19 protein-coding genes are annotated in these 24,641 nt (G+C 54.5%); 9 read left to right on the top strand and 10 right to left on the bottom strand.

All coding sequences use genetic code 11. The annotated features are described in order from the left end of the window. The first annotated feature begins 19 nt into the window (after positions 1-19). On the top strand, positions 20-667 hold the full coding sequence (locus tag PYW49_RS05835; protein WP_134349218.1) for an MBL fold metallo-hydrolase: 648 nt from the start codon (positions 20-22) through the stop codon (positions 665-667). 48 nt (positions 668-715) lie between these two features. Here PYW49_RS05835 and aspC read toward each other — a convergent pair whose 3' ends face one another. The 4 genes from aspC to pncB form a co-directional block, all read right to left on the bottom strand. Beyond that, positions 716-1,906, bottom strand: a complete 1,191-nt coding sequence (gene aspC / locus PYW49_RS05830) for an aspartate transaminase (protein WP_320385947.1) — start codon at positions 1,904-1,906, stop codon at positions 716-718. 184 nt (positions 1,907-2,090) lie between these two features. After that, positions 2,091-3,179 (bottom strand): porin, encoded by a 1,089-nt coding sequence (locus PYW49_RS05825; protein WP_134349216.1) that lies wholly within the window; start codon positions 3,177-3,179, stop codon positions 2,091-2,093. A gap of 605 nt (positions 3,180-3,784) precedes the next feature. Next, the gene (asnS, locus tag PYW49_RS05820) at positions 3,785-5,185 is read right to left on the bottom strand and encodes an asparagine--tRNA ligase (protein ID WP_320385946.1); all 1,401 of its coding nucleotides are present in this window, start codon (positions 5,183-5,185) and stop codon (positions 3,785-3,787) included. Between the two features lie 167 nt (positions 5,186-5,352). Beyond that, a complete protein-coding gene (gene pncB, locus PYW49_RS05815; protein ID WP_320385945.1) occupies positions 5,353-6,555 on the bottom strand; it encodes a nicotinate phosphoribosyltransferase in 1,203 nt (400 codons plus the stop codon). A gap of 254 nt (positions 6,556-6,809) precedes the next feature. Between pncB and pepN the strand changes: the two genes are divergently transcribed. After that, positions 6,810-9,422, top strand: a complete 2,613-nt coding sequence (gene pepN, locus PYW49_RS05810; protein WP_134349213.1) for an aminopeptidase N — start codon at positions 6,810-6,812, stop codon at positions 9,420-9,422. A gap of 103 nt (positions 9,423-9,525) precedes the next feature. Here the strand turns inward: pepN and ssuB are convergent, their stop codons facing one another. From ssuB to ssuE, 5 genes are read right to left on the bottom strand one after another with little or no spacing between them, the layout of a single operon-like run. Further along, the gene (gene ssuB / locus PYW49_RS05805) at positions 9,526-10,296 is read right to left on the bottom strand and encodes an aliphatic sulfonates ABC transporter ATP-binding protein (RefSeq protein ID WP_320385944.1); all 771 of its coding nucleotides are present in this window, start codon (positions 10,294-10,296) and stop codon (positions 9,526-9,528) included. Next, complete coding sequence (gene ssuC, locus PYW49_RS05800; protein WP_134349211.1) at positions 10,293-11,084, bottom strand: aliphatic sulfonate ABC transporter permease SsuC; 792 nt, start codon at positions 11,082-11,084, stop codon at positions 10,293-10,295. Before ssuC ends, ssuB begins: the two co-directional genes overlap by 4 nt. A gap of 9 nt (positions 11,085-11,093) precedes the next feature. Next, positions 11,094-12,239, bottom strand: coding sequence for an FMNH2-dependent alkanesulfonate monooxygenase (ssuD, locus tag PYW49_RS05795; RefSeq protein WP_320385943.1), 1,146 nt, complete (start codon positions 12,237-12,239; stop codon positions 11,094-11,096). Beyond that, positions 12,236-13,198 carry a sulfonate ABC transporter substrate-binding protein gene (locus PYW49_RS05790; RefSeq protein ID WP_320385942.1) on the bottom strand — a complete coding sequence of 321 codons (963 nt, stop codon included), beginning with the start codon at positions 13,196-13,198 and terminating at the stop codon, positions 12,236-12,238. Before PYW49_RS05790 ends, ssuD begins: the two co-directional genes overlap by 4 nt. After that, positions 13,191-13,766 carry an NADPH-dependent FMN reductase gene (gene ssuE / locus PYW49_RS05785; RefSeq protein WP_320385941.1) on the bottom strand — a complete coding sequence of 192 codons (576 nt, stop codon included), beginning with the start codon at positions 13,764-13,766 and terminating at the stop codon, positions 13,191-13,193. Before ssuE ends, PYW49_RS05790 begins: the two co-directional genes overlap by 8 nt. Before the next feature lie 248 nt (positions 13,767-14,014). Here ssuE and pyrD point away from each other — a divergent pair, with 248 nt between their 5' ends. Continuing rightward, positions 14,015-15,025, top strand: a complete 1,011-nt coding sequence (pyrD, locus tag PYW49_RS05780) for a quinone-dependent dihydroorotate dehydrogenase (protein WP_320385940.1) — start codon at positions 14,015-14,017, stop codon at positions 15,023-15,025. Positions 15,026-15,190: 165 nt separating this feature from the next. Then, entirely contained in the window at positions 15,191-15,733 is a 543-nt protein-coding gene (gene zapC, locus PYW49_RS05775; protein WP_134349207.1) for a cell division protein ZapC, read from the top strand. Here the strand turns inward: zapC and PYW49_RS05770 are convergent. Further along, the gene (locus tag PYW49_RS05770; RefSeq protein WP_320385939.1) at positions 15,730-16,839 is read right to left on the bottom strand and encodes a YcbX family protein; all 1,110 of its coding nucleotides are present in this window, start codon (positions 16,837-16,839) and stop codon (positions 15,730-15,732) included. The two genes, zapC and PYW49_RS05770, sit on opposite strands and share 4 nt — an antisense overlap. Positions 16,840-16,937: 98 nt before the next feature. Here PYW49_RS05770 and rlmKL point away from each other — a divergent pair, with 98 nt between their 5' ends. The 5 genes from rlmKL to pqiC are packed head-to-tail and all read left to right on the top strand — an operon-like array spanning position 16,938 to position 24,441. Beyond that, entirely contained in the window at positions 16,938-19,046 is a 2,109-nt protein-coding gene (gene rlmKL, locus PYW49_RS05765; protein ID WP_134349205.1) for a bifunctional 23S rRNA (guanine(2069)-N(7))-methyltransferase RlmK/23S rRNA (guanine(2445)-N(2))-methyltransferase RlmL, read from the top strand. Between the two features lie 12 nt (positions 19,047-19,058). Next, entirely contained in the window at positions 19,059-20,966 is a 1,908-nt protein-coding gene (locus tag PYW49_RS05760; protein WP_320385938.1) for an ABC transporter ATP-binding protein, read from the top strand. A 13-nt stretch (positions 20,967-20,979) separates the two neighbouring features. Then, positions 20,980-22,233, top strand: a complete 1,254-nt coding sequence (gene pqiA, locus PYW49_RS05755) for a membrane integrity-associated transporter subunit PqiA (protein WP_320385937.1) — start codon at positions 20,980-20,982, stop codon at positions 22,231-22,233. 4 nt (positions 22,234-22,237) lie between these two features. Then, the gene (gene pqiB / locus PYW49_RS05750; RefSeq protein WP_134349202.1) at positions 22,238-23,878 is read left to right on the top strand and encodes an intermembrane transport protein PqiB; all 1,641 of its coding nucleotides are present in this window, start codon (positions 22,238-22,240) and stop codon (positions 23,876-23,878) included. After that, entirely contained in the window at positions 23,875-24,441 is a 567-nt protein-coding gene (pqiC, locus tag PYW49_RS05745; RefSeq protein ID WP_134349201.1) for a membrane integrity-associated transporter subunit PqiC, read from the top strand. The genes pqiB and pqiC overlap by 4 nt, the downstream gene beginning before the upstream one ends. Positions 24,442-24,641: the final 200 nt, after the last annotated feature.

Here is a 24,641-nt window from a genome sequence, read left to right as displayed (position 1 = left end):
AACGAAACACAGGAGCAGTATGAACTATCGTATTATTCCGGTTACCGCGTTCTCCCAGAATTGTTCACTCATCTGGTGCGAACAAACTAAACTGGCCGCGCTTGTCGATCCCGGTGGCGACGCTGAGAAAATCAAGCAGGACGTCGCTGACAGCGGTGTCACGCTGATGCAAATTTTACTGACGCATGGTCACCTTGACCATGTTGGCGCAGCGGCGGAACTGGCGCAGCATTATGGTGTGCCGGTGATTGGTCCGGAAAAAGAAGATGAGTTCTGGCTTCAGGGGTTACCCGCCCAAAGCCGCATGTTTGGCCTTGATGAATGTCAGCCTCTGACACCCGATCGCTGGCTGAACGAAGGAGAGCGCGTTAACGTAGGGAATGTGACTTTACAGGTGTTGCATTGTCCTGGGCATACGCCAGGCCATATTGTCTTCTTTGACGACCAGTCCCGTCTGCTGATTTCCGGCGATGTGATTTTCAAAGGTGGCGTAGGACGCAGCGATTTTCCGCGCGGCGATCACGGGCAGCTGATTCAGTCGATTAAACAGAAGTTATTGCCGCTGGGTGATGACGTGACGTTTATCCCTGGACACGGTCCGATGTCGACGCTGGGCTATGAACGGCTCCATAACCCGTTCCTTCAGGATGAAATGCCTGTCTGGTAACCCGAATAAAAAAAGCCTGCTTAACGCAGGCTTTTTTATGGGCGCAAATTACAGTACGGCGACAATCGCTTCGCACAGTGGCGCCATGTTGTCAGGCGTCATGCCTGCAACGTTCACGCGGCCAGACGCCACGGCGTACACGCCAAACTCTTCACGCAGACGCAGAACCTGCTCTTTGGTCAGGCCGCTGAACGAGAACATGCCGTTCTGTTTGATGATAAAGCTGAAGTCGCGGTCCGCGCCTTTCTCAGCCAGGGTGTTCACAAACAGCAGACGCATGCGCTGAATACGCTGACGCATATCGTTCAGCTCTTGTTCCCAGATTGCGCGCAGCGCATCGTTGCTCAGGATAGTGGCAACGACAGACGCACCGTGTGCCGGTGGGTTAGAGTAGTTCGCGCGGATAACCGATTTCATCTGGCTGAAAGCACGGTCAACGGTCTCTTCGTTTGCCGCAACCAGCGTACAGGCACCCACGCGCTCATTGTACAGGCCGAAGTTCTTGGAATAGGAACTCGCCACGATCAGTTCCTGATGCACGGCTGCGAACGCGCGCAGGCCTTCTGCATCTTCTTCCAGACCACGGGCGAAGCCCTGATAGGCGAAGTCAAACAGCGGCAGCCAGCCTTTCTCCACGGACAACTTAGCCAGCTGTTCCCACTGCTCAAGCGTCGGATCGATACCGGTTGGGTTGTGGCAGCAGCCGTGGAACAGCACTACGTCGCCCGCCTGCGCTTCGTTCAGGCTTGCCAGCAGACCGTCAAAGTCGAGAGAGTGGTTTGCCGCGTCGTAGTAAGTGTATTCGCGCACTTCGAGGCCCGCAGAGTTAAAGACGCTCTTGTGGTTCGGCCAGCTTGGGTTGCTCACCCAGACGCGCTTCACAGAGGTGTTTTTCGCAAGGAAATCCGCCGCCACGCGCAGCGCACCGGTACCGCCAGGGGTCTGTGCTGTACGGGCACGTTTGTCACTCACAATTGCGCTGCCTTTACCGAACAGCAGCTCCTGGGTGCAGCGACCAAATTCAGGGATACCATCAATACCGAGGTAGTTTTTGGTGGTTTCGTTTTCCAGCAGATACTGCTCAGCTTTCTTAACGCTGGTCAGTACCGGAGTTTTGCCGGTTTCATCTTTATATACACCAATACCCAGGTTGATTTTGCCAGGGCGGTCGTCGGCACGAAACAGATCGGCCAGGCCCAGAATAGGGTCGGCAGGAGCGGCGGTAATGTTCTCAAACATGACGAAGTTCCATTGTGATTACAGAAGTGAAATCCGCTATCAGGTTAACGGTAGATTTACAAAATGCCAACCGTTTGCGACGAAAAGCGTGCGGCTTTTCAAAAGTCGCCATTATTTTCTGTCGGGCATAAAAAAACAGGGCCGAAGCCCTGTTCATTAAGCATATAACAAAGTGGTGTTCTGATTAGAACTGGTAGGTAACAGCCATTGCAACCTGGTCGTCTTTACCGTTCACGATACCCACGCTACGAGAGTAGTCGGTGTCGTCGATCAGGTTCAGCTGGTAGTCAACATAGACGTTGAAGTTTTTGTTGAAGTAGTAAGTTGCACCCAGTTCAACAAATTTCTGCAGATCAGCATCGCCGCCAGAGAAGGTGCCACGCTGTGCCAGGTTTTTACCTTTAGACTGAACGTAGGACACGGACGGACGCAGGCCGAAGTCGAACTGGTACTGAGCGATCACTTCGAAGTTCTGAGTTTTGTTCGCGAATGAACCGTCATCTTCACGGGTCATGTTGCGGGTTTCAGCGTAGGTGGTAGCCAGGTAGATGTTGTTCGCGTCGTATTTCGCGCCAACTGCCCATGCTTCAGCTTTGTCGCCTTTACCGTCAGCGGTCTGCAAGTTAGTACGGTCAGAGTTGCTGTATGCGCCGATCAGGCCGAAACCTTCGCCGAATTCATAGCCTACAGAAGTACCGAAGCCGTCACCGTTAGCGGTTTTAACGTCGGTACGCTCGTTTTTACCCTGGTACTGCAGACCCAGGCTCAGACCGTCAACCAGACCGAAGAAGTCAGAGTTACGATAGGTCAGAACGCCAGTGGTACGGCCGGTCATGAAGTTATCAGAGTAGTTAGCCCAGGTCATACCGGAGTAGGATGGGGCCATATCGGTATAGGATTCCACATCGTATACGATACCGTAGTTACGGCCGTAGTCGATTGAACCTGCGTCACCGGCTTTCAGACCAGCGAACGCCAGACGGGTACGCTGAGTCTGGTTGCTTTCTGGCTGGCTTGCCAGAGCACGGTATTCCCACTGACCGTAACCAGTCAGTTGGTCATTGATTTGAGTTTCGCCTTTGAAACCGATCTGAGCATAGGTTGCATCGCTGCTGTCAGTGTTGTCACCTGAAGTCACGAAGTCGTGTTCACCAACCACTTTCCCGTACAGATCCAGTTTGTTGCCGTTTTTGTTATAGATTTCTGCAGCGTTAGCTGCACCGGCTACCAGCAGAGCAGGGATAACCACTGCCAGAATATTGCGCTTCATCATTATTTATTACCCTCATTGGTTTTTTTATGACACTCGCCACTGCCGTCAATAAATTCTGTCAATAAATATTTCCGGAACTATTGATGAGAGTTTGGTGTCTTTATGTATCTGTCAGGCATCTTTCCATTCGCCGAAGCGTTTCGCTAGCCTCAAAGTGCTACAATTCTCAAGATTAAGTAACAACAAGAAAATATGTGTAACTAAATATGTATTTTCGGGAACTTTGTGAACCATCTCAAACTTCGGACCTCACTGGCGAATTAAGCGACAGTGTGATTCCTATATATATGAATTCCTTATGATTAATTTGGATAAAGGCAATTCATATAAACAGACGTTAAACGACTCGTTTTTTCTTATATCCCCAAAAAGACTTCTGGATGTCTGAAAAAGTGGTTGAAATTTGTGCTATCGCTTGAGGATGTAATAATCGCAATAAGAATGGGGTTTATTTTTTGTGGCTGGATATTTCACGGAAACAAAACGTAACAGCTAGTGGTTGTGACGGGATGAAGGTTTAAAGATGCTGACTTTACGCTGACGAAAACTGACAATGCAGAATAAAATAATGGCCAGCATAAGCTGGCCATTTACTGTTTTACTGATTAGAAGCTGGCGTTACGCGGGGTGCGTGGGAACGGAATCACATCGCGTACGTTCTGAACGCCTGTAACGTAGGCAATCAGACGCTCGAAGCCCAGACCAAAACCGGCGTGCGGTACGGTACCGTAACGACGCAGATCGCGGTACCAGCTGTAATCAGCTGGGTTGAGCCCCATCTCTTCCATACGCGCGTCCAGCACGTCAAGACGCTCTTCACGCTGAGAGCCACCGATGATTTCACCAATGCCCGGCGCCAGAACGTCCATCGCTGCCACGGTTTTACCGTCTTCGTTAAGGCGCATATAGAAGGCCTTAATGTCTTTCGGGTAGTTTTTAACGACAACCGGCGCTTTGAAATGCTTCTCGGCCAGATAGCGTTCGTGCTCAGACGCCAGGTCAACGCCCCAGTAAACCGGGTTCTCGAACGTCTCACCGCATTTCTCGAGGATTGCCACCGCGTCGGTATAGTCCACCTGCGCAAAGTCGGCGGACACGAAACGCTCCAGACGCGCCACTGCATCGCTGTCTACGCGCTCAGCGAAGAATTTCATGTCGTCAGGACGCTCTTCCAGCACCGCTTTGAAGACATACTTCAGCATCGCTTCCGCCAGGCCGGCAACATCATCCAGGTCGGCGAAGGCCACTTCAGGCTCCAGCATCCAGAATTCCGCCAGGTGACGGCTCGTGTTGGAGTTTTCGGCGCGGAAGGTTGGACCAAAGGTGTAGATTTTGGACAGTGCGCAGGCATAGGTTTCGCCGTTGAGCTGGCCAGATACCGTCAGGAAGGCTTCTTTACCAAAGAAGTCTTTGTCATAGTCCACTTTACCTTCTGGCGTACGCGGCAGGTTTTCCATGTCCAGCGTTGAGACGCGGAACATTTCACCTGCACCTTCCGTATCAGAAGCGGTGATCAGCGGGGTAGACACCCAGAAATAACCCTGCTCATCAAAGAAGCGATGCAGCGCCTGAGCCAGCGTATGGCGCACGCGTGCAACCGCACCGATCAGGTTGGTACGCGGGCGCAGGTGTGCGACTTCACGCAGGTATTCGATGCTGTGACGTTTTGCCGCCATCGGATAGGTGTCCGGATCGTCAACCCAGCCGGTGACTTCAATCGCAGAAGCCTGAATTTCGAAGCTCTGGCCCTGACCCGGTGATGCCACAACCACGCCGGTCACAATGACGGAACAACCCGTCGTCAGGCGCAGAACGTCATCATTGTAATTGGGCAGAGAATTATTAATGACGGCCTGTACAGGATCAAAGCAGGAACCGTCATAGACGGCAAGGAAGGAGATGCCAGCTTTAGAATCTCGGCGGGTACGCACCCATCCGCGCACGGTGACTTCTGAGTCAACGGCGACACGGCCCTGGAGTACGTCGGCTACAGGCACAACGCTCATAATATTCTCTCTGTTAATAGTCGGAAAAAATAAACACTTGCCCACCCTTATGGGGGGGATATCTATGTTACCTGCCATCCGCTATCAGACAAGCAAATTTCGCAGTCAAAGGAGAAGAATTAAGAAATAAATAAGAAGAGGGGAGCCATGAGGGCTCCCTTAAGCGCTTAACTGGCTTTTTTAATCTGCGGGAGATCGAAGGCTTCGCGCAACGCGCGGACAAACGCTTTGTCATGGCAGATGGTTTTACCCGGGCTATCGGAGAGTTTTGCCACCGGCTTACCGTTACATTCCACCAGCTTGATAACGATATTCAGAGGTTTTACCTGAGGAATGTCGCAGGTCAAACGGGTACCGATCCCGAAGCTCAGGTTCACCCTGGTGCTGAAATGGCGATAGAGTTCGACCGCTTTCGCCAGGTCGAGGTTATCGGAGAAGACCAGCACCTTGTTCAGCGGGTCAATGCCGAGTTTTTGGTAATGGGCAATCGCCTTTTCGCCCCATTCAACCGGATCTCCGGAATCATGGCGTAACCCCTGGTAACGCTCAGCGAACTCGGGACCAAAGTCGCGCAGGAAGGCATCCATCGTAATACAGTCGGTGAGGGCGATCCCGAGTTGATTTGGGTACTCCTCAAGCCATGCGGCCAGTGCCGCACGCTGGCTGTTAGCCAGATCGGGGCTTATCTGCTGATGCGCCTGGAACCACTCGTGCGCCTGGGTGCCCATTGGCGTCAGGTTGAGGCGACGGGCCAGATCGTAGTTACTGGTGCCCACGAACCACGGCTCCTGCTGCAGACGTTTAACGATGGCCTCCTGAACGTCGCGAGAGAAACGGCGACGGGTGCCAAAGTCCATCAGGCGGAAGCGGGACATGTCCAGCCCTTCGGTCAGCGTGGAGAAGGCAGACAGTTTGTTTTCCAGCGAAGCGACCGCCTGCTCTACGCCCGTTTCCGGTGAACGGTAGCGGTGAGCCAGTTCACTGATCACCGCCAGAAGCGGCACTTCCCACATGATCACTTCCCGCCACGGGCCTTCAAGGCGAATATCCAGCTTGCCATTATCGTTAACCACGGTGACCTGCTCCGGCTTGTAGCGGAAATCGCGCAGCCAGTTCAGGTAGTCGGGTTTGAAGAAAGGCAGGCCAGAAAGCCATTGATATTCGTCGTCCTGCAGCGTCAGATGCTGCATAGCATCGACCTGTTCTCGAATGGAATCTGCGTAGATACCGAGCAAGTCGTCGCCACGGCAGCGGAATTCCGCTGCGACATGCACGTCATAGTAGTGGTGGAAAACGGCTTGCTGCATATGCAGTTTATACGCGTCGGTATCCAGCAACGTATGCAGAACAGGGGAAGCGAATTGAGTCATAGGTGCGCAGTAGCATCCTCTCACAGGAGCGTTTAGTACAATAAACAACTCCGGAGTATACCTTGTTTAGTGATTTATTGAACCCCGATCACAACATAAGCGCGTTTTATGGTCGAGGGCATTTTGTGCCCCGTGTTATATAAATGTAGCAAAAAAGGGTTTTGTACCTGAAAAGATGAACATTCTGCATAGCGCGTTTTACACAACAGGAATATATTGAAACGTTACTCGACAAACGATGCATAAGGTTTTCTATGACACAACAGCCACAAGCCAAATACCGCCACGACTACCGTGCGCCGGATTACCTGATTAGCGATATCGATCTGACTTTTGACCTGGATGCCACTAAAACCGTTGTGACGGCGGTGAGCCAGGTAACGCGCCATAGCGCTACTGCCGTACCGCTGCGTCTGGATGGCGAAGACCTGACGCTGGTCTCCCTACATATTAATGATGAAGCGTGGTCTGACTATAAAGAAGAAAACAACCAGCTGGTCATCGACAACCTGCCGGAACATTTTACGCTGCGCATCGTGAATGAAATCAGCCCTGCCGCCAACACGGCGCTGGAAGGGCTTTACCAGTCTGGCGTGGCGCTGTGCACCCAGTGTGAAGCGGAAGGGTTCCGTCACATTACCTGGTATCTGGACCGCCCGGACGTTCTGGCGCGCTTCACCACCAAAATCATTGCCGATAAAACGCTCTACCCATTCCTGCTCTCCAATGGTAACCGCGTGGGTGAAGGGGAGCTGGAAAATGGCCGTCACTGGGTTCAGTGGCAGGATCCGTTCCCGAAACCGTGCTACCTGTTTGCGCTGGTGGCGGGTGATTTCGACGTGCTTCGTGATACTTTCAAAACGCGCTCAGGTCGCGAGGTGGCGCTGGAGCTGTTTGTTGACCGCGGCAACCTGGACCGCGCACCGTGGGCGATGACCTCGCTCATCAACTCCATGAAGTGGGACGAAGAGCGCTTCGGCCTCGAATATGACCTCGACATCTATATGATCGTCGCCGTCGATTTCTTCAACATGGGGGCAATGGAGAACAAAGGCCTTAACGTCTTTAACTCCAAATACGTGCTGGCGCGTACCGATACTGCCACTGATAAAGATTATCTCGATATCGAACGCGTCATCGGGCACGAGTATTTCCATAACTGGACTGGTAACCGCGTCACCTGCCGCGACTGGTTCCAGCTGAGCCTGAAAGAGGGCCTGACCGTCTTCCGTGACCAGGAGTTCAGCTCCGATCTGGGTTCACGCGCGGTGAACCGCATCAACAACGTGCGTACCATGCGCGGCCTGCAGTTTGCGGAAGATGCCAGCCCAATGGCGCACCCGATCCGCCCGGATAAAGTCATTGAGATGAACAACTTCTACACCCTGACGGTGTATGAGAAAGGCGCTGAAATTATCCGCATGATCCACACCCTGCTGGGGGAAGAGAACTTCCAGAAAGGGATGCAGCTTTACTTTGAGCGTCATGACGGCAGCGCGGCCACCTGCGACGATTTTGTTCAGGCGATGGAAGATGCCTCTAATGTCGATCTCTCTCATTTCCGCCGCTGGTACAGCCAGGCCGGTACGCCAGTTGTCACCGTCAAAGACGATTACAATCCGGAAACCGAGCAGTACACCCTGACGATTAGCCAGCGCACGCCGCCGACGGCCGAGCAGGAAGAGAAATATCCGCTGCACATTCCGTTCAGTATTGAGCTGTATGACAACGAAGGTAAAGTGATCCCGCTGCAGAAAGGGGGCCACCCCGTACATCACGTACTCAACGTGACCCAGGCCGAGCAGACCTTTATCTTCGATAACGTCTACTTCCAGCCGGTGCCGGCGCTGCTGTGCGAATTCTCAGCGCCAGTCAAACTGGAGTACAAGTGGAGCGATCAGCAGCTAACGTTCCTGATGCGTCACGCGCGCAACGACTTCTCCCGCTGGGATGCGGCGCAAAGCCTGCTCGCGACCTACATCAAGCTGAACGTGAATCGTCATCAGCAGGGCCAGCCGCTGTCGCTGCCAGTTCATGTGGCTGACGCGTTCCGCGCGATCCTGCTGGATGAGAAGATTGACCCGGCACTGGCGGCTGAAATCCTGACGCTGCCGTCTGCCAGCGAAATCGCCGAGCTGTTTGATATTATCGACCCGATCGCTATCGTGGCGGTGCGTGAAGCACTGACCCGTACACTGGCGACCGAGCTTGCCGATGAGTTCCTGGCAATCTATAACGTCAACAAGCTGGATGAGTATCGCGTAGAACATGCGGACATCGGTAAACGTTCTCTGCGTAATACCTGCCTGCGCTATCTGGCGTTTGGTGAAACTGAGCTGGCGAACACCCTGGTGAGCAAGCAGTATCACGAAGCGGATAACATGACCGACGCGCTGGCTGCGCTGGGTGCAAGCGTCGCCGCCGAACTGCCTTGCCGTGATGCGCTGATGCAGGAGTACGACGATAAGTGGCATCAGGATGGTCTGGTGATGGATAAGTGGTTCATTCTGCAGGCAACCAGCCCGGCGGAAGATGCACTCAGCACCGTTCGTAGCCTGCTGAAGCATCGTTCCTTTACCATGAGCAACCCAAACCGCGTGCGCTCCCTGATTGGTGCGTTTGCCAGCAGCAACCCGGCCGCGTTCCACGCCGAAGATGGCAGCGGTTATCAGTTTATGGTGGAAATGCTGACCGAGCTGAACAGCCGTAACCCGCAGGTGGCGTCGCGCCTGATTGAGCCGCTGATCCGTCTGAAACGCTACGACGCGAAGCGTCAGGCGAAGATGCGTGCCGCGCTTGAGCAGCTGAAAGGGCTGGAAAATCTGTCTGGTGATTTGTACGAGAAGATTGCTAAAGCCTTAGCGTGATAAAAAATTGCCCGGTGGGCAGGTAAAAGCAAAACGGCAACCTCGGTTGCCGTTTTTAATGTTTTCTCCCTCTCCCCATGGGAGAGCGCCGGGGGTGAGGGCATCAGGCATTAGCTTTAATCAACGCGCGCTCATTCACCCCACGCTTCATCACCCGATCCAGCACTTCTGCCTCCAGCTCCGCCAGTCTTGCCGAACCGACACGACGAGGGCGAGGAAGATCGACCGTCACATCCAGACCAATTTTTCCTTCTTCTATTAACAGCACCCGGTCAGCCATCGCGACGGCTTCGCTCACGTCATGGGTGACCAGCAACACCGTAAAACCATGCTCCTGCCACAGCGATCCAATCAAATCCTGCATTTCGATCCGCGTCAGGGCATCGAGTGCGCCGAGCGGCTCATCAAGCAACAGCAGGCCGGGGCGATGGATTAACGCCCGGGCGAGTGCCACACGCTGCTTTTGTCCACCCGACAGCGCCGCAGGCCATTCACCTGCACGGTGTTCCAGCCCTACGGCGGCCAGCGCCCGACGGGCTTCGTCCCGCCAGTTGCCCTTCAGTCCCAGTCCGACGTTATCCATCACGGTCTTCCAGGGCAGCAGACGCGCATCCTGAAACATCATGCGGGTATCGTCCTGAATATTGGCCAGCGGCGTCGTGCCTGCCAGAATTTCGCCGCCGTTGGGGGACTCCAGCCCCGCTAAAAGACGTAACAGCGTACTCTTGCCGCCGCCGCTGCGCCCGACAACGGCCACAAATTGCCCGGCTGGAATATGCAGATCCAGCCCGTTAAGAACGGTGTTTTCACCGTAGCGTTTGGTCACGCCGCTGAGCAACAGCGGTGTACCCTGAGTCAGTCGGGCAGTGTTCATGCTTTCGCCTCCTGAGTGGTGTAGGCCGGATTCCAGCGCAGCCAGCTGCGCTCCAGCCACTGGGCGCTGACGTCGGCAAGCTTGCCGAGCAGGGCGTAAAGGATAATGGCGACCACGACCACGTCCGTTTGCAGGAACTCGCGGGCGTTCATCGCCAGATAACCAATGCCAGAGTTGGCTGAAATGGTTTCCGCGACAATCAGCGTCAGCCACATCAGGCCGAGCGCAAAACGCACCCCAACCATAATGGAGGGCAGGGCACCGGGGAGAATGACGTGGGTAAAAAGCGCGAAGCCTGATAAACCGTAGCTGCGCGCCATCTCGACCAGGCCGCGATCGATATTGCGGATGCCGTGCCAGGTATTGATGTAAATCGGGAACAGCGTGCCCAGCGCCACGAGGAAGATCTTGGCGCTCTCATCAATACCAAACCACAAAATCACCAGCGGGATCAGCGCCAGATGCGGAACATTACGCAGCATCTGAATGGACGTATCCAGCAGCCGCTCGCCCCAGCGGGAAAGACCACTGATCAAACCCAGAACCAGGCCGATGCTGCCGCCGATGGAAAATCCAATCACGGCGCGCCAGGAGCTGATCGCCAGATGCTGCCACAGCTCCCCGCTGACGCTCAGCGACCAGAAGGCTTCGACGACGCCCTCCGGAGAGGGCAGAATACGGCTCGACAGCCAGCCGGTGGACGACGCGAGCTGCCAGAGAGCCACAATGCCGACGGGTAAAAACCACGGCGCGGCGCGCAGCAGCCATTTTTGTGAGGTGGCAGACATGGTCACTCCTTAGCTCTGTGCGGCTTTTCGGGGGATAAATTCATTTGCCACGGCTTCGCCCTGAAGCTGAAGCCGCTGCGGCTGCGGAATTTCCGGAATGGCAACATCCAGATGCGGGAATAACAGCTCGCCCACTTTGTAAGCCTCTTCCAGGTGTGGATAACCAGAGAGAATAAAGCTGTCGATCCCAAGGTCTGCGTATTCATTAATACGTGCTGCCACGGTCGGACCGTCGCCGACCAGCGCTGTGCCCGCGCCGCCGCGCACCAGACCGACGCCCGCCCACAGGTTCGGACTGATCTCCAGATTCTCGCGCTTGCCGTTGTGCAGGGACGCCATCCGGTGCTGTCCAACGGAGTCGGTTTTGGCAAACACGGCCTGGGCTTTCGCGATGGTCTCATCATCCAGATGGGAAATCAGACGGTCGGCCGCCTGCCAGGCTTCTTCATTAGTTTCACGCACAATCACATGCAGGCGAATGCCGAAGCGCACCTTGCGGCCATGGGCGGCCGCTTTAGCGCGTACCTGGGCAATTTTTTCTTTCACCAGCTCGGGCGGTTCGCCCCAGGTCAGATAAAGGTCGACTTGCTCTGCCGCCAGGTCCTGCGCCACATCCGACGATCCGCCAAAGTAGAGGGGCGGGCGCGGTTGCTGCACCGGTGGGAAGTAGAGTTTCGCGTCACGAACGTGAATATGCTTGCCTTCAAAGGTGACGGTTTCACCTTCCAGCAGACGCCGCCAGACGCGGGTGAACTCGGCGGAGGCTTCATAGCGCTCGGTATGGTCGAGGAACACGCCATCACCCGCCAGCTCCTGCGGATCGCTGCCCGTCACCAGGTTAAACAGGGCTCGTCCGTTGGAAAGCCTGTCCAGAGTTGCCGCCTGACGCGCCGCCACGGTGGGGGAGACGACGCTCGGGCGTAACGCGACCAGGAACTTCAGACGCTGGGTGACCGGGATCATCGACGCGGCGACCAGCCAGGCATCTTCACATGACCGTCCGGTCGGGATCAGCACGCCGGTAAAACCGATTCGGTCCGCCGCCTGCGCAATCTGCTGCAAATAGCCATGGTCAACCGGGCGTGACCCCTCTTCTGTACCAAGATAGTGTCCATCACCGTGGGTGGGTAAAAACCAGAAAAGATTCAGACTCATGATTTTGTTCCTTCTTTGCCTGCGGGTTGCCAGATACGTTCACGAATATCCACCTGCTTAGGAACCAGGTGATTTTGATAGAAGAGGTCAGCGGTTTGTTGCTGAAGTGCGGCGACGTGCGCGTCCACAGGCGTAATGGTGGTCGGCGGACGATGGCTGAGATAGCTCGCAATCACCGGTTCAGGCAAGCCCATGGTTTTCGCCAGCAGGGCAATACTCGCCTGACGCTGGCTCTGGGTCAGCGCATCGGCCTGGGTAAAGGTATCAAGGACACCCTGAATAAATGCACCGTTCTTTTCCGCATACGGCCTTGCGGCAAGGTAGAACGAACCGGTCTGTTTCAGCGTGGTGCCATCTTTAAGTACCCGCACGCCGCCCTGTAGCAGTGCGGCGGAGTAGTACGGATCCCAGATGGCCCAGGCATCAACGTTCTTCTGCTGGAACGCGGCGCGGGCGTCGGCGGGCGTCAGGTAAACAGGCTGAATATCAGTGAACTTGAGCCCGGCTTCCTGCAGGGCGCGCAGCAGCAGGTTATGCGAGCTGGAACCTTTCTGGAACGCGACTTTATGACCTTTAAGATCGGCGACGCTTTTAATGTCGCTATTTTCAGGGACAAGAATCACTTCTGCCTTCGGTTTGGGCGGCTCAACGCCGACATAGACGAGGTCCGCCCCCGCGGCCTGGGCGAATATCGGCGGGATATCGCCTGTACTGCCGAGATCGATACTGCCAACGTTCAGGGCCTCCAGCATCTGGGGACCTGCAGGGAACTCAACCCAGGAGAATTTGGTGTCCGGGAAGCGTTTTTCCAGAAGCTGGTGGCTTTTTGCCAGCACCATGCTCACGCTGCCTTTTTGATAACCAATGCGTAAACTTTCAGGTGATGTTTCTGCAGCATGGGCCAGCGACGTAAGCGCCATCAGACCTGCCAGCCCGATACGGGTTAACGTTTTAAACATGGGCGACTCCTTGAGGCTGATCAAACGCCGGGGCCTGGATATCCCTGCGGTGCAGGGCATGCCAGAAGGTTTCCAGAGCGTTATCGAGGCGGGTTTGCAGATTTGGCGTAAAGTGAGGTTTGTGCTGATAGTCAATGACCTGGGAGTCATCCGCGAAGACGCCGTGGAGGATCTCCTGCGCTTTCAACGCGTTCAGGACCGGCTTCAGGGCATAATCCACCGCCAGTAAATGGGCCACTGTGCCGCCTGTGGCCAGGGGCAACACCACTTTGCCATCCAGCGCGCGTTCGGGAAGCAGGTCAAGCAGGGTTTTCAGTGCACCGGAAAAAGAGGCTTTATAAATAGGCGTTGCCACGATTAAACCGTCAGCGCCTTTAAGCTGTTCCGTCAGGGTTTTGAGCGCGGGGCTGTCAAAACGAGCGTAGAGCAGATCCTCAGGTTCGAAGTTATGCAGGTTCCAGTGGCACACTTCCACATCCAGGGCATGGAGCTTTTCACGGGCATATTCCAGCAGGGCGCTGGAACGCGAAGGGAATCGTGGACTTCCGGCCAGAGTAATGACGCGCATACTTCCTCCTTATAACTAATTGTTTGCTTTTATCTAACATTCATAACAATTTTCAGGAGTGTGACACCGCGCGGTTATTCCACTAAATGATTTATCTGCAATTAAAATGCGAAAAAGAGCATAAGAAATGCCTCACCAGGTAAACGATTGCGTTTTACGCGGGTTTTTTGCCGCAGGTCAATTCCCTTTCGCGCTGCGATCGCCCATAATCCCCTCCCGGTTTGCACACCGGGAATCCAGGAGAGTTCATGTACTACCCCTTCGTTCGTAAAGCCCTTTTCCAGCTCGACCCTGAGCGCGCTCATGAATTTACATTCCAGCAATTACGTCGTATTACCGGAACGCCGCTGGCCGCTCTGGTGCGTCAGAATGTGCCGGAAAAACCTGTGCAGTGCATGGGTCTGACCTTTAAAAACCCGCTGGGTCTGGCGGCCGGTCTGGACAAAAATGGCGAGTGCATTGACGCCCTGGGCGCAATGGGCTTTGGCTCCCTCGAAATCGGTACCGTCACCCCGCGCCCGCAGCCGGGAAATGACAAGCCGCGCCTGTTCCGTCTGGTTGAAGCCGAAGGGCTGATCAACCGCATGGGTTTCAACAACCACGGTGTTGATTACCTTGTTGAGAACGTAAAAAAAGCCCATTTTGATGGGATATTAGGTATCAATATCGGCAAAAATAAAGATACGCCGGTTGAACAAGGTAAAGATGACTATCTGATTTGTATGGAAAAAGTCTACGCCTATGCCGGTTATATTGCGGTGAATATTTCCTCACCCAATACCCCGGGGCTGCGTTCCTTACAATATGGCGAAGCGCTGGACGATCTTCTGAGTGCCATTAAAAATAAACAAAATGAGCTCCAGGCGATCCACCATAAATATGTTCCGGTGGCGGTTAAGATCGCCCCGGATCTTTCTGCTGAAGAATTGATCCAGGTTGCCGACAGTTTAGTTCGTCATAATATTGATGGCGTGATTGCAACCAATACCACGCTCGATCGTTCCCTCGTTCAGGGAATGAAAAACTGTGACGAAGCGGGTGGGTTAAGTGGCCGCCCGGTACAATTAAAAAGCACCGAAATTATTCGCGCCCTGTCTGCTGAATTAAAAGGACGCCTGCCGATTATTGGCGTTGGCGGCATTGACTCAGTGATTGCTGCACGCGAGAAGATGGCGGCGGGAGCATCGCTGGTGCAAATTTATTCCGGCTTTATTTTTAAAGGGCCGCAGTTGATTAAAGAAATCGTTACGCATATCTAATCTTTTTTCCTAATCAGACAACCAGGGCTTTATTTCCAGCCCTGGTTGTTTTATATTCCGTCATTGTTGCTTATTTAGACATTATGGTCTTTTATTAATGTTGTTATAAACGAGGCGGCAAACAGGACATTTTTAGAACAGGACGTTTGGGGACGGGAGAGAGACATGCGTATTAAACCTGACGATAACTGGCGCTGGTATTTTTGCGACGAGCATGACCGAATGATGCTTGATTTAGCCAATGGCATGTTGTTTCGTTCTCGTTTTGCCCGTCGAATGTTAACCCCGGACGCGTTTTCCCCGTCAGGCTTTTGCGTTGATGACGCTGCGCTTTATTTCTCCTTTGAGGAAAAATGCCGCGATCTGGTTCTCTCTAAAGAGCAGCGTGCCGAACTGGTATTAAATGCCCTGGTGGCTATCCGTTTCCTGAAACCGCAAATGCCAAAAAGCTGGCATTTCCTTGCGCACGGTATGAACTGGACCCCGGCAACGGGTGATGCAGCCAGCGTAAATCTGAGCGATACCGCAGAAGAGGTGAGCCTGCTGGTGGTAGAGCCAGGAGACAATGCCGCGCTCTGTTTGCTGGCGCAGCCCGGCGTGACGATTGCCGGGCGGACGATGCAGCTAGGAGATGCCATTAAGGTGATGAACGACAGGCTGAAGCCCCAGCTTCGCGTGGATGCCTTCAGCCTGGAACAGGCTGTTTAAGCCTCCAGCTGTACCGATGTTTTTGGGATACAGCTGCAGCACAGAATGGTCCCGTCTTCAGCAATCGCAGATTTTTTCAGCGCACTGACCTCGCCCTCTACCAGCTTGATTCGACAGCAGCCACAGATCCCAGCGCGACAGGAATACGGTATGCGGATCCCCGCTTGTTCCAGTTGCTCAAGCAAAACCTGCTGGTTATTACCCCGAATGACGTTGCCCTGCCAGTGAATATCAACCGCTGAGCTGATCGGCGTCTCAACGTCGACGAATTCCTCCTCCTGACCTGAGCCGTACACTCTTGCTGGCCCTCGGGCAAGTATCTCTACCTCATCACCAACGCGGATAGCGCCGCTGGAGCGCGGGATCAGGTTCTGACCGAAATCAACATCGCCGTTGTCCTGCGCGGTACGGAATGACTGTAATGTTTTCAGCGGCTCGCCGGAAGGGTGCTTCAGGCCTTTCTCCGGGCTCACGGTGGTAAAGATACAGCGGCTGCATGGCTTAACCACGTCGAAAATGACGCTGCCGATGCGGATCACTTTCCAGGTGTCTTCTTCCCAGGCGTCGGCACCCGTCACCACCAGGTTCGGACGGAACTGTTCCATCTGAACGCTGGCTTTGCAGCGGTGCTGCAGGTCGCGCAGTGAAGCTTCATTGGTGAGCAGGAAAGGGAAACCATCTGCAAAGGAGAGCGGAACCGCATCGTGACGCTTAACGCGGCGCGTGAGCGACGGACCGACCCAGCGCAGCTGCACGTCGCGGGAGAAGAAGCCGCTGAGCCAGCGGTTAGTCTCTTCCGGGGCGATGCGCGCGGTAAAATGATTGCCCCACACTTCCGTTGGCGCATCGACAGGCGCAAAATCAGCAAAGCGAATCACCCGGCTTTCGCCGTCCGGCGCGGTAAGATGCAAACCGTCATGAAGCGGGGAAGGGGTAAAGCGAACCATCTGCGGGAACTGGCGTGCGGTAATAAACGTACCGTCCGGCTCGGTGACCATGAAGATACGATCGAAGGCGAATCCGCTCATGTCGGCCAGCGCGTGAGAGACGCCGATGCCGCGCATGGATTTCACCGGATGAATAAAAAGCCTGGATAACGTCGCCACTGCACAGTCCCTCGAATGAAAATAAGCCTTCAACTTTATGACATACACGCCATATTAGCTATAATGCGCGACAATTTTCTAAGAGTAAAAGTGACGATATGAATTCTCTGTTTGCCAGTACGGCCCGTGGGCTGGAAGAGCTGTTAAAAACTGAACTGGAAAGCCTTGGCGCGAAAGAGTGCCAGGTGGTTCAGGGTGGTGTCCATTTTGAGGGCGACACGCGGCTTATTTACCAGAGCCTGATGTGGAGCCGTCTGGCGTCGCGCATCATGCTGCCGATGAAGGAGTGCAAGGTCTATAGCGACCTTGATCTCTATACCGGCGTACAGATGATCGACTGGACAGAGATCTTCACGCCAAATGCCACCTTTGCGGTGCATTTCAACGGCGTGAACGACGAGATCCGCAACAGCCAGTACGGTGCCCTGCGCGTCAAAGACGCCATTGTGGACTGCTTCACCCGTAAAAATAAGGAACGACCTAACGTCGATCGTGAAAATCCCGATCTGCGTATTAACGTCTGGCTGAACGGTGATACCGCAAGTATTTCCCTCGATCTGAGCGGGGCGGGTCTGCATCTTCGCGGCTACCGCGATCGCACCGGTATGGCGCCAATCAAAGAAACCCTGGCCGCTGCCATTGTGATGCGCTCCGGCTGGCAGCCGGGCACGCCGCTGCTCGACCCGATGTGTGGTTCCGGTACATTGCTGATTGAAGCGGCAATGCTGGCCACCGACCGCGCGCCGGGCCTGCACCGCGGGCACTGGGGCTTCAAAGGCTGGGCACAGCACGATGAAGCACTCTGGAAAGAGGTCAAAGACGACGCGCAGACTCGCGCGCGTAAAGGCCTGGCGGAGTACACCTCTCACTTCTACGGCTCTGATAGCGACCCTCGCGTTATTGAACGCGCGCGCAGCAACGCCCGTCGCGCCGGTATCGGTGAGCTGGTCACCCTCGAAGTAAAAGACGTGGCTAACCTGACTAACCCGCTGCCAAAAGGCCCATACGGTACCGTGATCAGCAACCCGCCATATGGCGAGCGTCTGGACAGCGAACCGGCGCTGATCGCCCTGCATAGCCTGCTGGGCCGCAACATGAAAGACTATTTCGGCGGGTGGAATCTTTCTTTGTTTAGCGCCTCACCGGAACTGTTGAGCTGCCTGCAGCTGCGTGCCGATCGCCAGTTTAAGGCGAAAAACGGCCCGCTGGACTGCGTGCAGAAAAACTATCATCTGGCGGAGAAAGCCGCGGACAGTAAGCCGTCGGGCGTGGCGGAAGATTACGCTAACCGTCTGCGTAAGAACCTGAAGAAATATGAAAAATGGGCGAAGCAGGAAGGGATTGAATGCTACCGCCTGTACGATGCCGACCTACCGGAGTACAACGTGGCGGTTGACCGCTACGCGGACTGGGTGGTGATTCAGGAGTATGCTCCACCGAAAACCATTGATGCGCAAAAAGCGCGTCAGCGCATGCTGGACGTTATTGCGGCGACCATCGCCGTGCTGGGCATTGCGCCAAACAAACTGGTACTGAAAACCCGCGAGCGTCAGAAAGGGAAAAATCAGTACCAGAAGATGGGCGAGAAGGGCGACTTTATCGAAGTGGGCGAGTACAACGCACGCCTGTGGGTAAACCTGACCGACTATCTGGATACCGGCCTGTTCCTCGATCACCGTATCGCCCGCCGCATGCTGGGCCAGATGAGCAAGGGTAAAGACTTCCTTAACCTGTTCTCCTACACCGGCAGCGCCAGCGTGCATGCAGGTCTGGGCGGGGCGCGCAGCACCACCACGGTGGATATGTCTCGCACCTATCTGGAGTGGGCGGAGCGCAACCTGCGTCTGAACGGCCTGACCGGACGCCAGCATCGCCTGATGCAGGCCGACGTGCTGGGCTGGCTGCGTGATACCGACGAGCAGTTCGATCTGATCTTTATCGATCCGCCGACCTTCTCCAACTCCAAGCGTATGGAGGATAGCTTTGATGTTCAACGCGATCACCTGCGCCTGATGACCGACCTGAAACGCCTGCTGCGTAAAGGCGGCACCATTATGTTCTCGAACAACAAACGCGGCTTCCGCATGGATCATGAAGGCTTAGCCACGCTGGGACTGAAAGCGCAAGAAATCAGCCAGAAAACGCTGTCTCAGGACTTTGCCCGTAACCGTCAGATCCATAACTGCTGGTTAATCTCAGCGGTCTGAAAGGAAATATAAATGTCATTAATTAGCATGCACGGCGCGTGGCTCTCTTTTAGCGATGCGCCACTTCTCGATGATACTGAACTGCATATTGAAGACAACGAACGCGTCTGTCTTGTAGGCCGTAACGGCGCGGGTAAATCCACGCTGATGAAAATCCTCAACCGTGAACAGGGGCTGGATGATGGCCGTATCGTTTACGAGCAGGATCTGATTGTCTCCCGTCTGCAGCAGGATCCTCCTCGTAACGTGGCGGGTACCGTTTATGATTTCGTTGCAGAAGGGATTTCTGAGCAAGCTGAATACCTGAAGGGCTATCACGAAATTTCACATCTTGTGATGACCGACCCAAGTGAAAAAAATCTCAATGAGATGGCACGTCTGCAGGAGCTTCTGGATCATCACGGTCTGTGGCAGCTTGAAAGCCGTATCACCGAAGTGCTGGATCAGTTAGGTCTGGATGCGGATATGGAGCTGTCGGCGCTCTCCGGCGGCTGGTTGCGTAAAGCGGCGCTTGGGCGTGCTCTGGTCAGCGGCCCAAAGGTGCTGTTGCTGGATGAACCGACCAACCACCTGGATATCGAAGCGATTGACTGGCTGGAAGGGTTCCTGAAAACCTTTAACGGCACCATCATCTTTATCTCGCACGACCGTTCGTTTATCCGCAATATGGCGACGCGTATTGTCGATCTCGATCGCGGCAAACTGGTGACTTATCCTGGCGATTACGATACCTATCTGCTGGAAAAAGAAGAAAACCTGCGCGTGGAAGAGCTGCAAAATGCTGAGTTTGACCGCAAGCTGGCACAGGAAGAGGTCTGGATCCGTCAGGGCATCAAAGCCCGCCGTACCCGTAACGAAGGCCGCGTGCGTGCCCTGAAAGCGATGCGTAACGAGCGCAGCGCTCGCCGTGAAGTGATGGGAAGTGCGAAGATGCAGGTCGAAGAGGCATCCCGTTCCGGTAAAATTGTCTTTGAAATGGAAAATGTGGATTACCAGGTCGATGGAAAAGTTCTGGTGAAAGACTTCTCCGCTCAGGTGCAGCGTGGCGATAAAATTGCCCTCATTGGCCCGAACGGCTGTGGTAAAACCACGTTGCTCAAGCTGATGCTCGGTCAGCTGCAGGCTGACAGCGGCCGTGTTCACTGCGGCACAAAGCTGGAAGTAGCCTACTTCGACCAGCACCGTGCAGAGTTGGACCCAGACAGAACGGTGATGGATAACCTCGCCGAAGGTAAGCAGGAGGTCATGGTAAACGGTAAGCCGCGCCATGTGCTGGGCTACCTGCAGGACTTCCTGTTCCATCCTAAACGTGCGATGACGCCGGTGCGCGCGCTGTCAGGCGGTGAGCGAAATCGTCTTCTTCTGGCGCGTTTGTTCCTGAAGCCAAGCAACCTTTTGATCCTCGATGAACCGACGAACGACCTGGATGTCGAAACGCTGGAACTGCTGGAAGAACTGATTGACGGTTATCAGGGTACCGTGATGCTGGTCAGCCACGATCGTCAGTTCGTTGATAACACCGTGACCGAGTGCTGGATCTTCGAAGGTGAAGGCCGAATTGGCCAATATGTAGGCGGTTATCACGATGCAAAAGGGCAGCAGTCACAGTCTCTGGCGCAGAAACAGTCAAAGTCCAAAATAAGTTCTGAACCTGCTGTAACAAAAGCAGAAACTGTCAAGAAAACATCGGCTAAACTAAGCTATAACCTGCAGCGCGAACTGGAGGGGCTACCGCAGCGTCTTGAAGAGCTGGAGGCCGCGCTTGAGGATCTGCAAAAACAGGTTGCTGATGCGTCATTCTTTACCCAATCGCATGACTATACTCAAAAAGTACTGGCTGATATGTCCGCGGCTGAAAAAGCCCTGGAGGAAGCCTTTGAGCGCTGGGAGTACCTTGAGTCTCTGAAAAACGGCGCGTAAACAGGGATAAAATATGTGTGACCAGCACCATGCCGACAGGCATATATTATGCTCGCAATGCGATATGCTCGTGGCGTTGCCAGAGCTTGGTCACGGACATAAAGCCCTGTGTCCACGTTGCGGCGCGACGTTGACAACCGAGTGGGACGCGCCGCGGCAGCGTCCCACTGCTTACGCTCTGGCAGCATTGTTTATGCTGCTGCTCTCCAATCTCTTCCCCTTTATCTATATGAAGGTGGGCGGGATGACCAGCCAGGTGGATTTACTCGAAATTCCGGGCGTGATGTTCTCAGAAGATTACGCCAGCCTCGGCACCTTTTTTCTCCTGTTTGTCCAGATAGTCCCGGCTTTTTGCCTGGTCGTTATCCTGATGCTGGTGAACCGCGTCAGGTTGCCGACATCACTAAAAGTCAGGCTCGCGCGTATCCTCTTTCAGCTAAAAAGCTGGGGGATGGCCGAGATCTTTCTGGCGGGCATTCTGGTCAGCTTCGTGAAGCTGATGGCGTACGGCGACGTGGGGATTGGCAGCAGCTTTATTCCCTGGTGTTTGTATTGCGTCCTGCAGTTGCGCGCATTCCAGTGCGTAGACAGGCGTTGGGTGTGGGACGATATCGCCCCGGCACCGACCCTTTCGCAAACGGTGAAAGTCGGCGTTCCGGGTATTCGTCAGGGGCTGCGTTCTTGCCCATGCTGCACCGCCGTGCTTCCCGCCGATCTCGACGTTTGTCCGCGCTGCGAAACGAAAGGTCACGTACGCCGTAAAAATAGTCTTCAGTGGACGATGGCGCTGTTAGTCACGTCCATCATGCTGTACTTACCGGCCAATATTCTGCCGATCATGATCACCGATTTGCTCGGCGACAAAATGCCCTCGACGATCCTGGCCGGGGTGGTATTGCTGTGGGGGGAAGGTTCTTATCCGGTTGCCGGCGTCATTTTTATCGCCAGTATTATGGTGCCAACCTTAAAAATGATCGCGATCGCCTGGCTTTGTTGGGATGCGAAAGGCCACGGTAAACGCGACAGCGAACGTATGCACCTGATCTATGAAGTTGTCGAGTTTGTCGGACGCTGGTCAATGATTGACGTGTTTGTCATCGCCGTTCTTTCTGCACTGGTGCGGATGGGCGGTTTGATGAGTATTTATCCCGCGATGGGGGCTTTAATGTTTGCGCTGGTCGTGATTATGACCATGTTTGCGGCCATGACCTTCGACCCTCGTTTATCGTGGGATCGTGAGCCTGAATCAAGCCATGAGGAAGAGTAAGAGCATGGAAAATAAGAGTGGAGAGGCGAAAGTGCAGAAGGTCAAAAACTGGTCACCGGTGTGGATTTTTCCCATCGTGACGGCGCTGATTGGTGCATGGATCCTGTTTTATCATTACAGCCATCAGGGACCGGAAGTTACGCTTATTACCACCAATGCCGAGGGGATTGAGGGCGGTAAAACGACCATCAAAAGCCGTAGCGTGGATGTGGGCGTGGTCGAAAGCGCAACCCTGACCGACGATTTAACCCATGTGGAGATTAAGGCGCGCCTTAATGCCGGCATGGAAAAACTGCTGCATGGCGATTCCGTTTTCTGGGTCGTTAAACCGCAGGTGGGACGTGAAGGGATCAGCGGCTTAGGAACGCTGCTCTCGGGGGCCTATATTGAGCTGCAGCCCGGCACGAAGGGTAACCAGCCTGGCCAATACCAGCTTCTGGATTCGCCACCGCTTGCGCCGCCTGATGCCAAGGGTATCCGCGTGATCCTCGACAGCAAAAAAGCGGGCCAGCTCACGGCAGGCGATCCGGTACTGTTCCGCGGCTACCGCGTCGGGTCGGTAGAGAAAAGCACGTTTGATCCACAGAAAAGAGCGATCAGCTATCAGCTCTTCATCAATGCGCCAAACGATCGACTGGTCACCAGCAACGTCCGTTTCTGGAAAGACAGCGGTATTGCGGTGGATCTCACCTCGGCGGGTATGCGCGTTGAAATGGGCTCGCTGACCACGCTGTTTGGCGGTGGCGTGAGTTTTGACGTCCCGGAAGGCCTGGATTTGGGGCAGCCGGTTGCAGAGAATACCGCTTTCCGCCTGTTTGACGATCAGCGAAGCATTCAGGATGCGCTCTATACCGACCACGTTGACTTCCTTATGTTCTTTAAAGACTCCGTGCGTGGCCTGCAGCCGGGGGCGCCTGTTGAGTTCCGCGGTATTCGTCTTGGTACGGTTGGACAAGTTCCGTTCTTTGTACCTGGCCTGAGCCAGATGCTGGACGATGATTATCGCATTCCGGTGCTGATTCGCATCGAGCCGGAACGTCTGCTTAACCAGATTGGCGAGAATCAGGATATTGCCACCCATATCTCCCAACTGATGGAGCGCGGTCTGCGCGGGTCGCTGAAGACGGGCAACCTGGTGACCGGTGCGCTGTATGTGGATATGGACTTCTATCCAAAAGCGCCGCCGATTACCGGTATCCGTGAATTTGGTGGTTACAAAATCATTCCAACGGTGAGTAGCGGTCTGGCCCAAATCCAGCAGCGTCTGATGGAAACACTGGATAAGATTAATAATCTGCCACTGAATCCGATGATTGAAGCGGCAACGAACTCGCTCAGCGAAAGCCAGGCAACGATGCGCCGCCTGCAAACGACGCTGGATAACATCAACAAGATCACGGCAAGCCAGAGTATGCAGCAACTGCCGCAGGACATGCAGAAAACGCTGCGTGAACTGAACCGCAGCATGCAGGGCTTCCAGCCAGGCTCAGCGGCATACAACAAGATGGTGGCGGATATGCAGCGTCTTGATCAGGTCTTGCGTGAACTGCAGCCAGTTCTGAAAACGCTTAACGAGAAGAGCAACGCGCTGGTATTCGAAGCGAAAGATAAAAAGGATCCTGAGCCGAAGAGGGCAAAAGAATGAATAAGTGGCTATTGATGGTTGGCGCTCTGCTGTTAACGGCGTGCAGTTCAGGTGTAGAAAACAAAAGCTACTATCAGCTGCCTGTTGCTACCCAAAGTGGTGGACAAAGCACGGCCAGTCAGGGAAACCGTCAGCTGTGGGTTGAGCAGGTTGCCGTGCCGGATTATCTGGCAGGAAACGGCGTGGTCTACCAGACCAGCGACGTAAAATACGCGATTGCAACAAACAACCTGTGGGCCAGCCCGCTGGATCAGCAGCTGCGCAACACGCTGGTGGCTAATCTGGGCAGTCAGCTTCCGGGTTGGGTTGTCGCTTCGCAGCCGCTGGGCAACGATCAGGATACGCTGAACGTTACGGTAACGGGCTTCCACGGGCGTTATGACGGTGCGGTAGTGATCAGCGGGGAGTGGTTGCTGAATCATCAGGGCCAGCTCATCAAGCGTCCTTTCCATCTGGAGCTCAAGCAGCAGAAAGATGGCTATGATGAAATGGTGAAAGTGCTGGCTCAGGGTTGGGCGCAGGAGTCAGCCAGCATCGCAAGGGAAATTTCCCGGATGCCATAAGTAAAATTCATCATCAAAAACCGCAATTGGCCTGTCGCTGATTGCGGTTTTTTTTTCGTTTTCACTTCAGATTGTTACTTGTGCCGCGTCACAATTTTTGTACAAATGATCTTCCAGCTAGCTCACAAATATGACACCCGTATGAATTTTGAACATTGACGCTGCGACTAATTCGGGGTATTCGTTATCTGTGCCTGTGC

It is taken from the genome of Enterobacter chinensis (genome assembly GCF_034008295.1).
GTDB classification, from domain to species: domain Bacteria; phylum Pseudomonadota; class Gammaproteobacteria; order Enterobacterales; family Enterobacteriaceae; genus Enterobacter; species Enterobacter chinensis.
The sequence above is the reverse complement of the archived record's forward strand: the minus strand, read 5'-3'. Positions and strand labels throughout refer to the sequence as shown.

Coding starts and splice junctions, on each gene's coding strand:
- PYW49_RS05835 (WP_134349218.1), top strand. CDS start 20: ATGAACTATCGTATTATTCCGGTTACCGCGTTCTCCCAGAATTGTTCA.
- aspC (WP_320385947.1), bottom strand. CDS start 1,906: ATGTTTGAGAACATTACCGCCGCTCCTGCCGACCCTATTCTGGGCCTG.
- PYW49_RS05825 (WP_134349216.1), bottom strand. CDS start 3,179: ATGATGAAGCGCAATATTCTGGCAGTGGTTATCCCTGCTCTGCTGGTA.
- asnS (WP_320385946.1), bottom strand. CDS start 5,185: ATGAGCGTTGTGCCTGTAGCCGACGTACTCCAGGGCCGTGTCGCCGTT.
- pncB (WP_320385945.1), bottom strand. CDS start 6,555: ATGACTCAATTCGCTTCCCCTGTTCTGCATACGTTGCTGGATACCGAC.
- pepN (WP_134349213.1), top strand. CDS start 6,810: ATGACACAACAGCCACAAGCCAAATACCGCCACGACTACCGTGCGCCG.
- ssuB (WP_320385944.1), bottom strand. CDS start 10,296: ATGAACACTGCCCGACTGACTCAGGGTACACCGCTGTTGCTCAGCGGC.
- ssuC (WP_134349211.1), bottom strand. CDS start 11,084: ATGTCTGCCACCTCACAAAAATGGCTGCTGCGCGCCGCGCCGTGGTTT.
- ssuD (WP_320385943.1), bottom strand. CDS start 12,239: ATGAGTCTGAATCTTTTCTGGTTTTTACCCACCCACGGTGATGGACAC.
- PYW49_RS05790 (WP_320385942.1), bottom strand. CDS start 13,198: ATGTTTAAAACGTTAACCCGTATCGGGCTGGCAGGTCTGATGGCGCTT.
- ssuE (WP_320385941.1), bottom strand. CDS start 13,766: ATGCGCGTCATTACTCTGGCCGGAAGTCCACGATTCCCTTCGCGTTCC.
- pyrD (WP_320385940.1), top strand. CDS start 14,015: ATGTACTACCCCTTCGTTCGTAAAGCCCTTTTCCAGCTCGACCCTGAG.
- zapC (WP_134349207.1), top strand. CDS start 15,191: ATGCGTATTAAACCTGACGATAACTGGCGCTGGTATTTTTGCGACGAG.
- rlmKL (WP_134349205.1), top strand. CDS start 16,938: ATGAATTCTCTGTTTGCCAGTACGGCCCGTGGGCTGGAAGAGCTGTTA.
- PYW49_RS05760 (WP_320385938.1), top strand. CDS start 19,059: ATGTCATTAATTAGCATGCACGGCGCGTGGCTCTCTTTTAGCGATGCG.
- pqiA (WP_320385937.1), top strand. CDS start 20,980: ATGTGTGACCAGCACCATGCCGACAGGCATATATTATGCTCGCAATGC.
- pqiB (WP_134349202.1), top strand. CDS start 22,238: ATGGAAAATAAGAGTGGAGAGGCGAAAGTGCAGAAGGTCAAAAACTGG.
- pqiC (WP_134349201.1), top strand. CDS start 23,875: ATGAATAAGTGGCTATTGATGGTTGGCGCTCTGCTGTTAACGGCGTGC.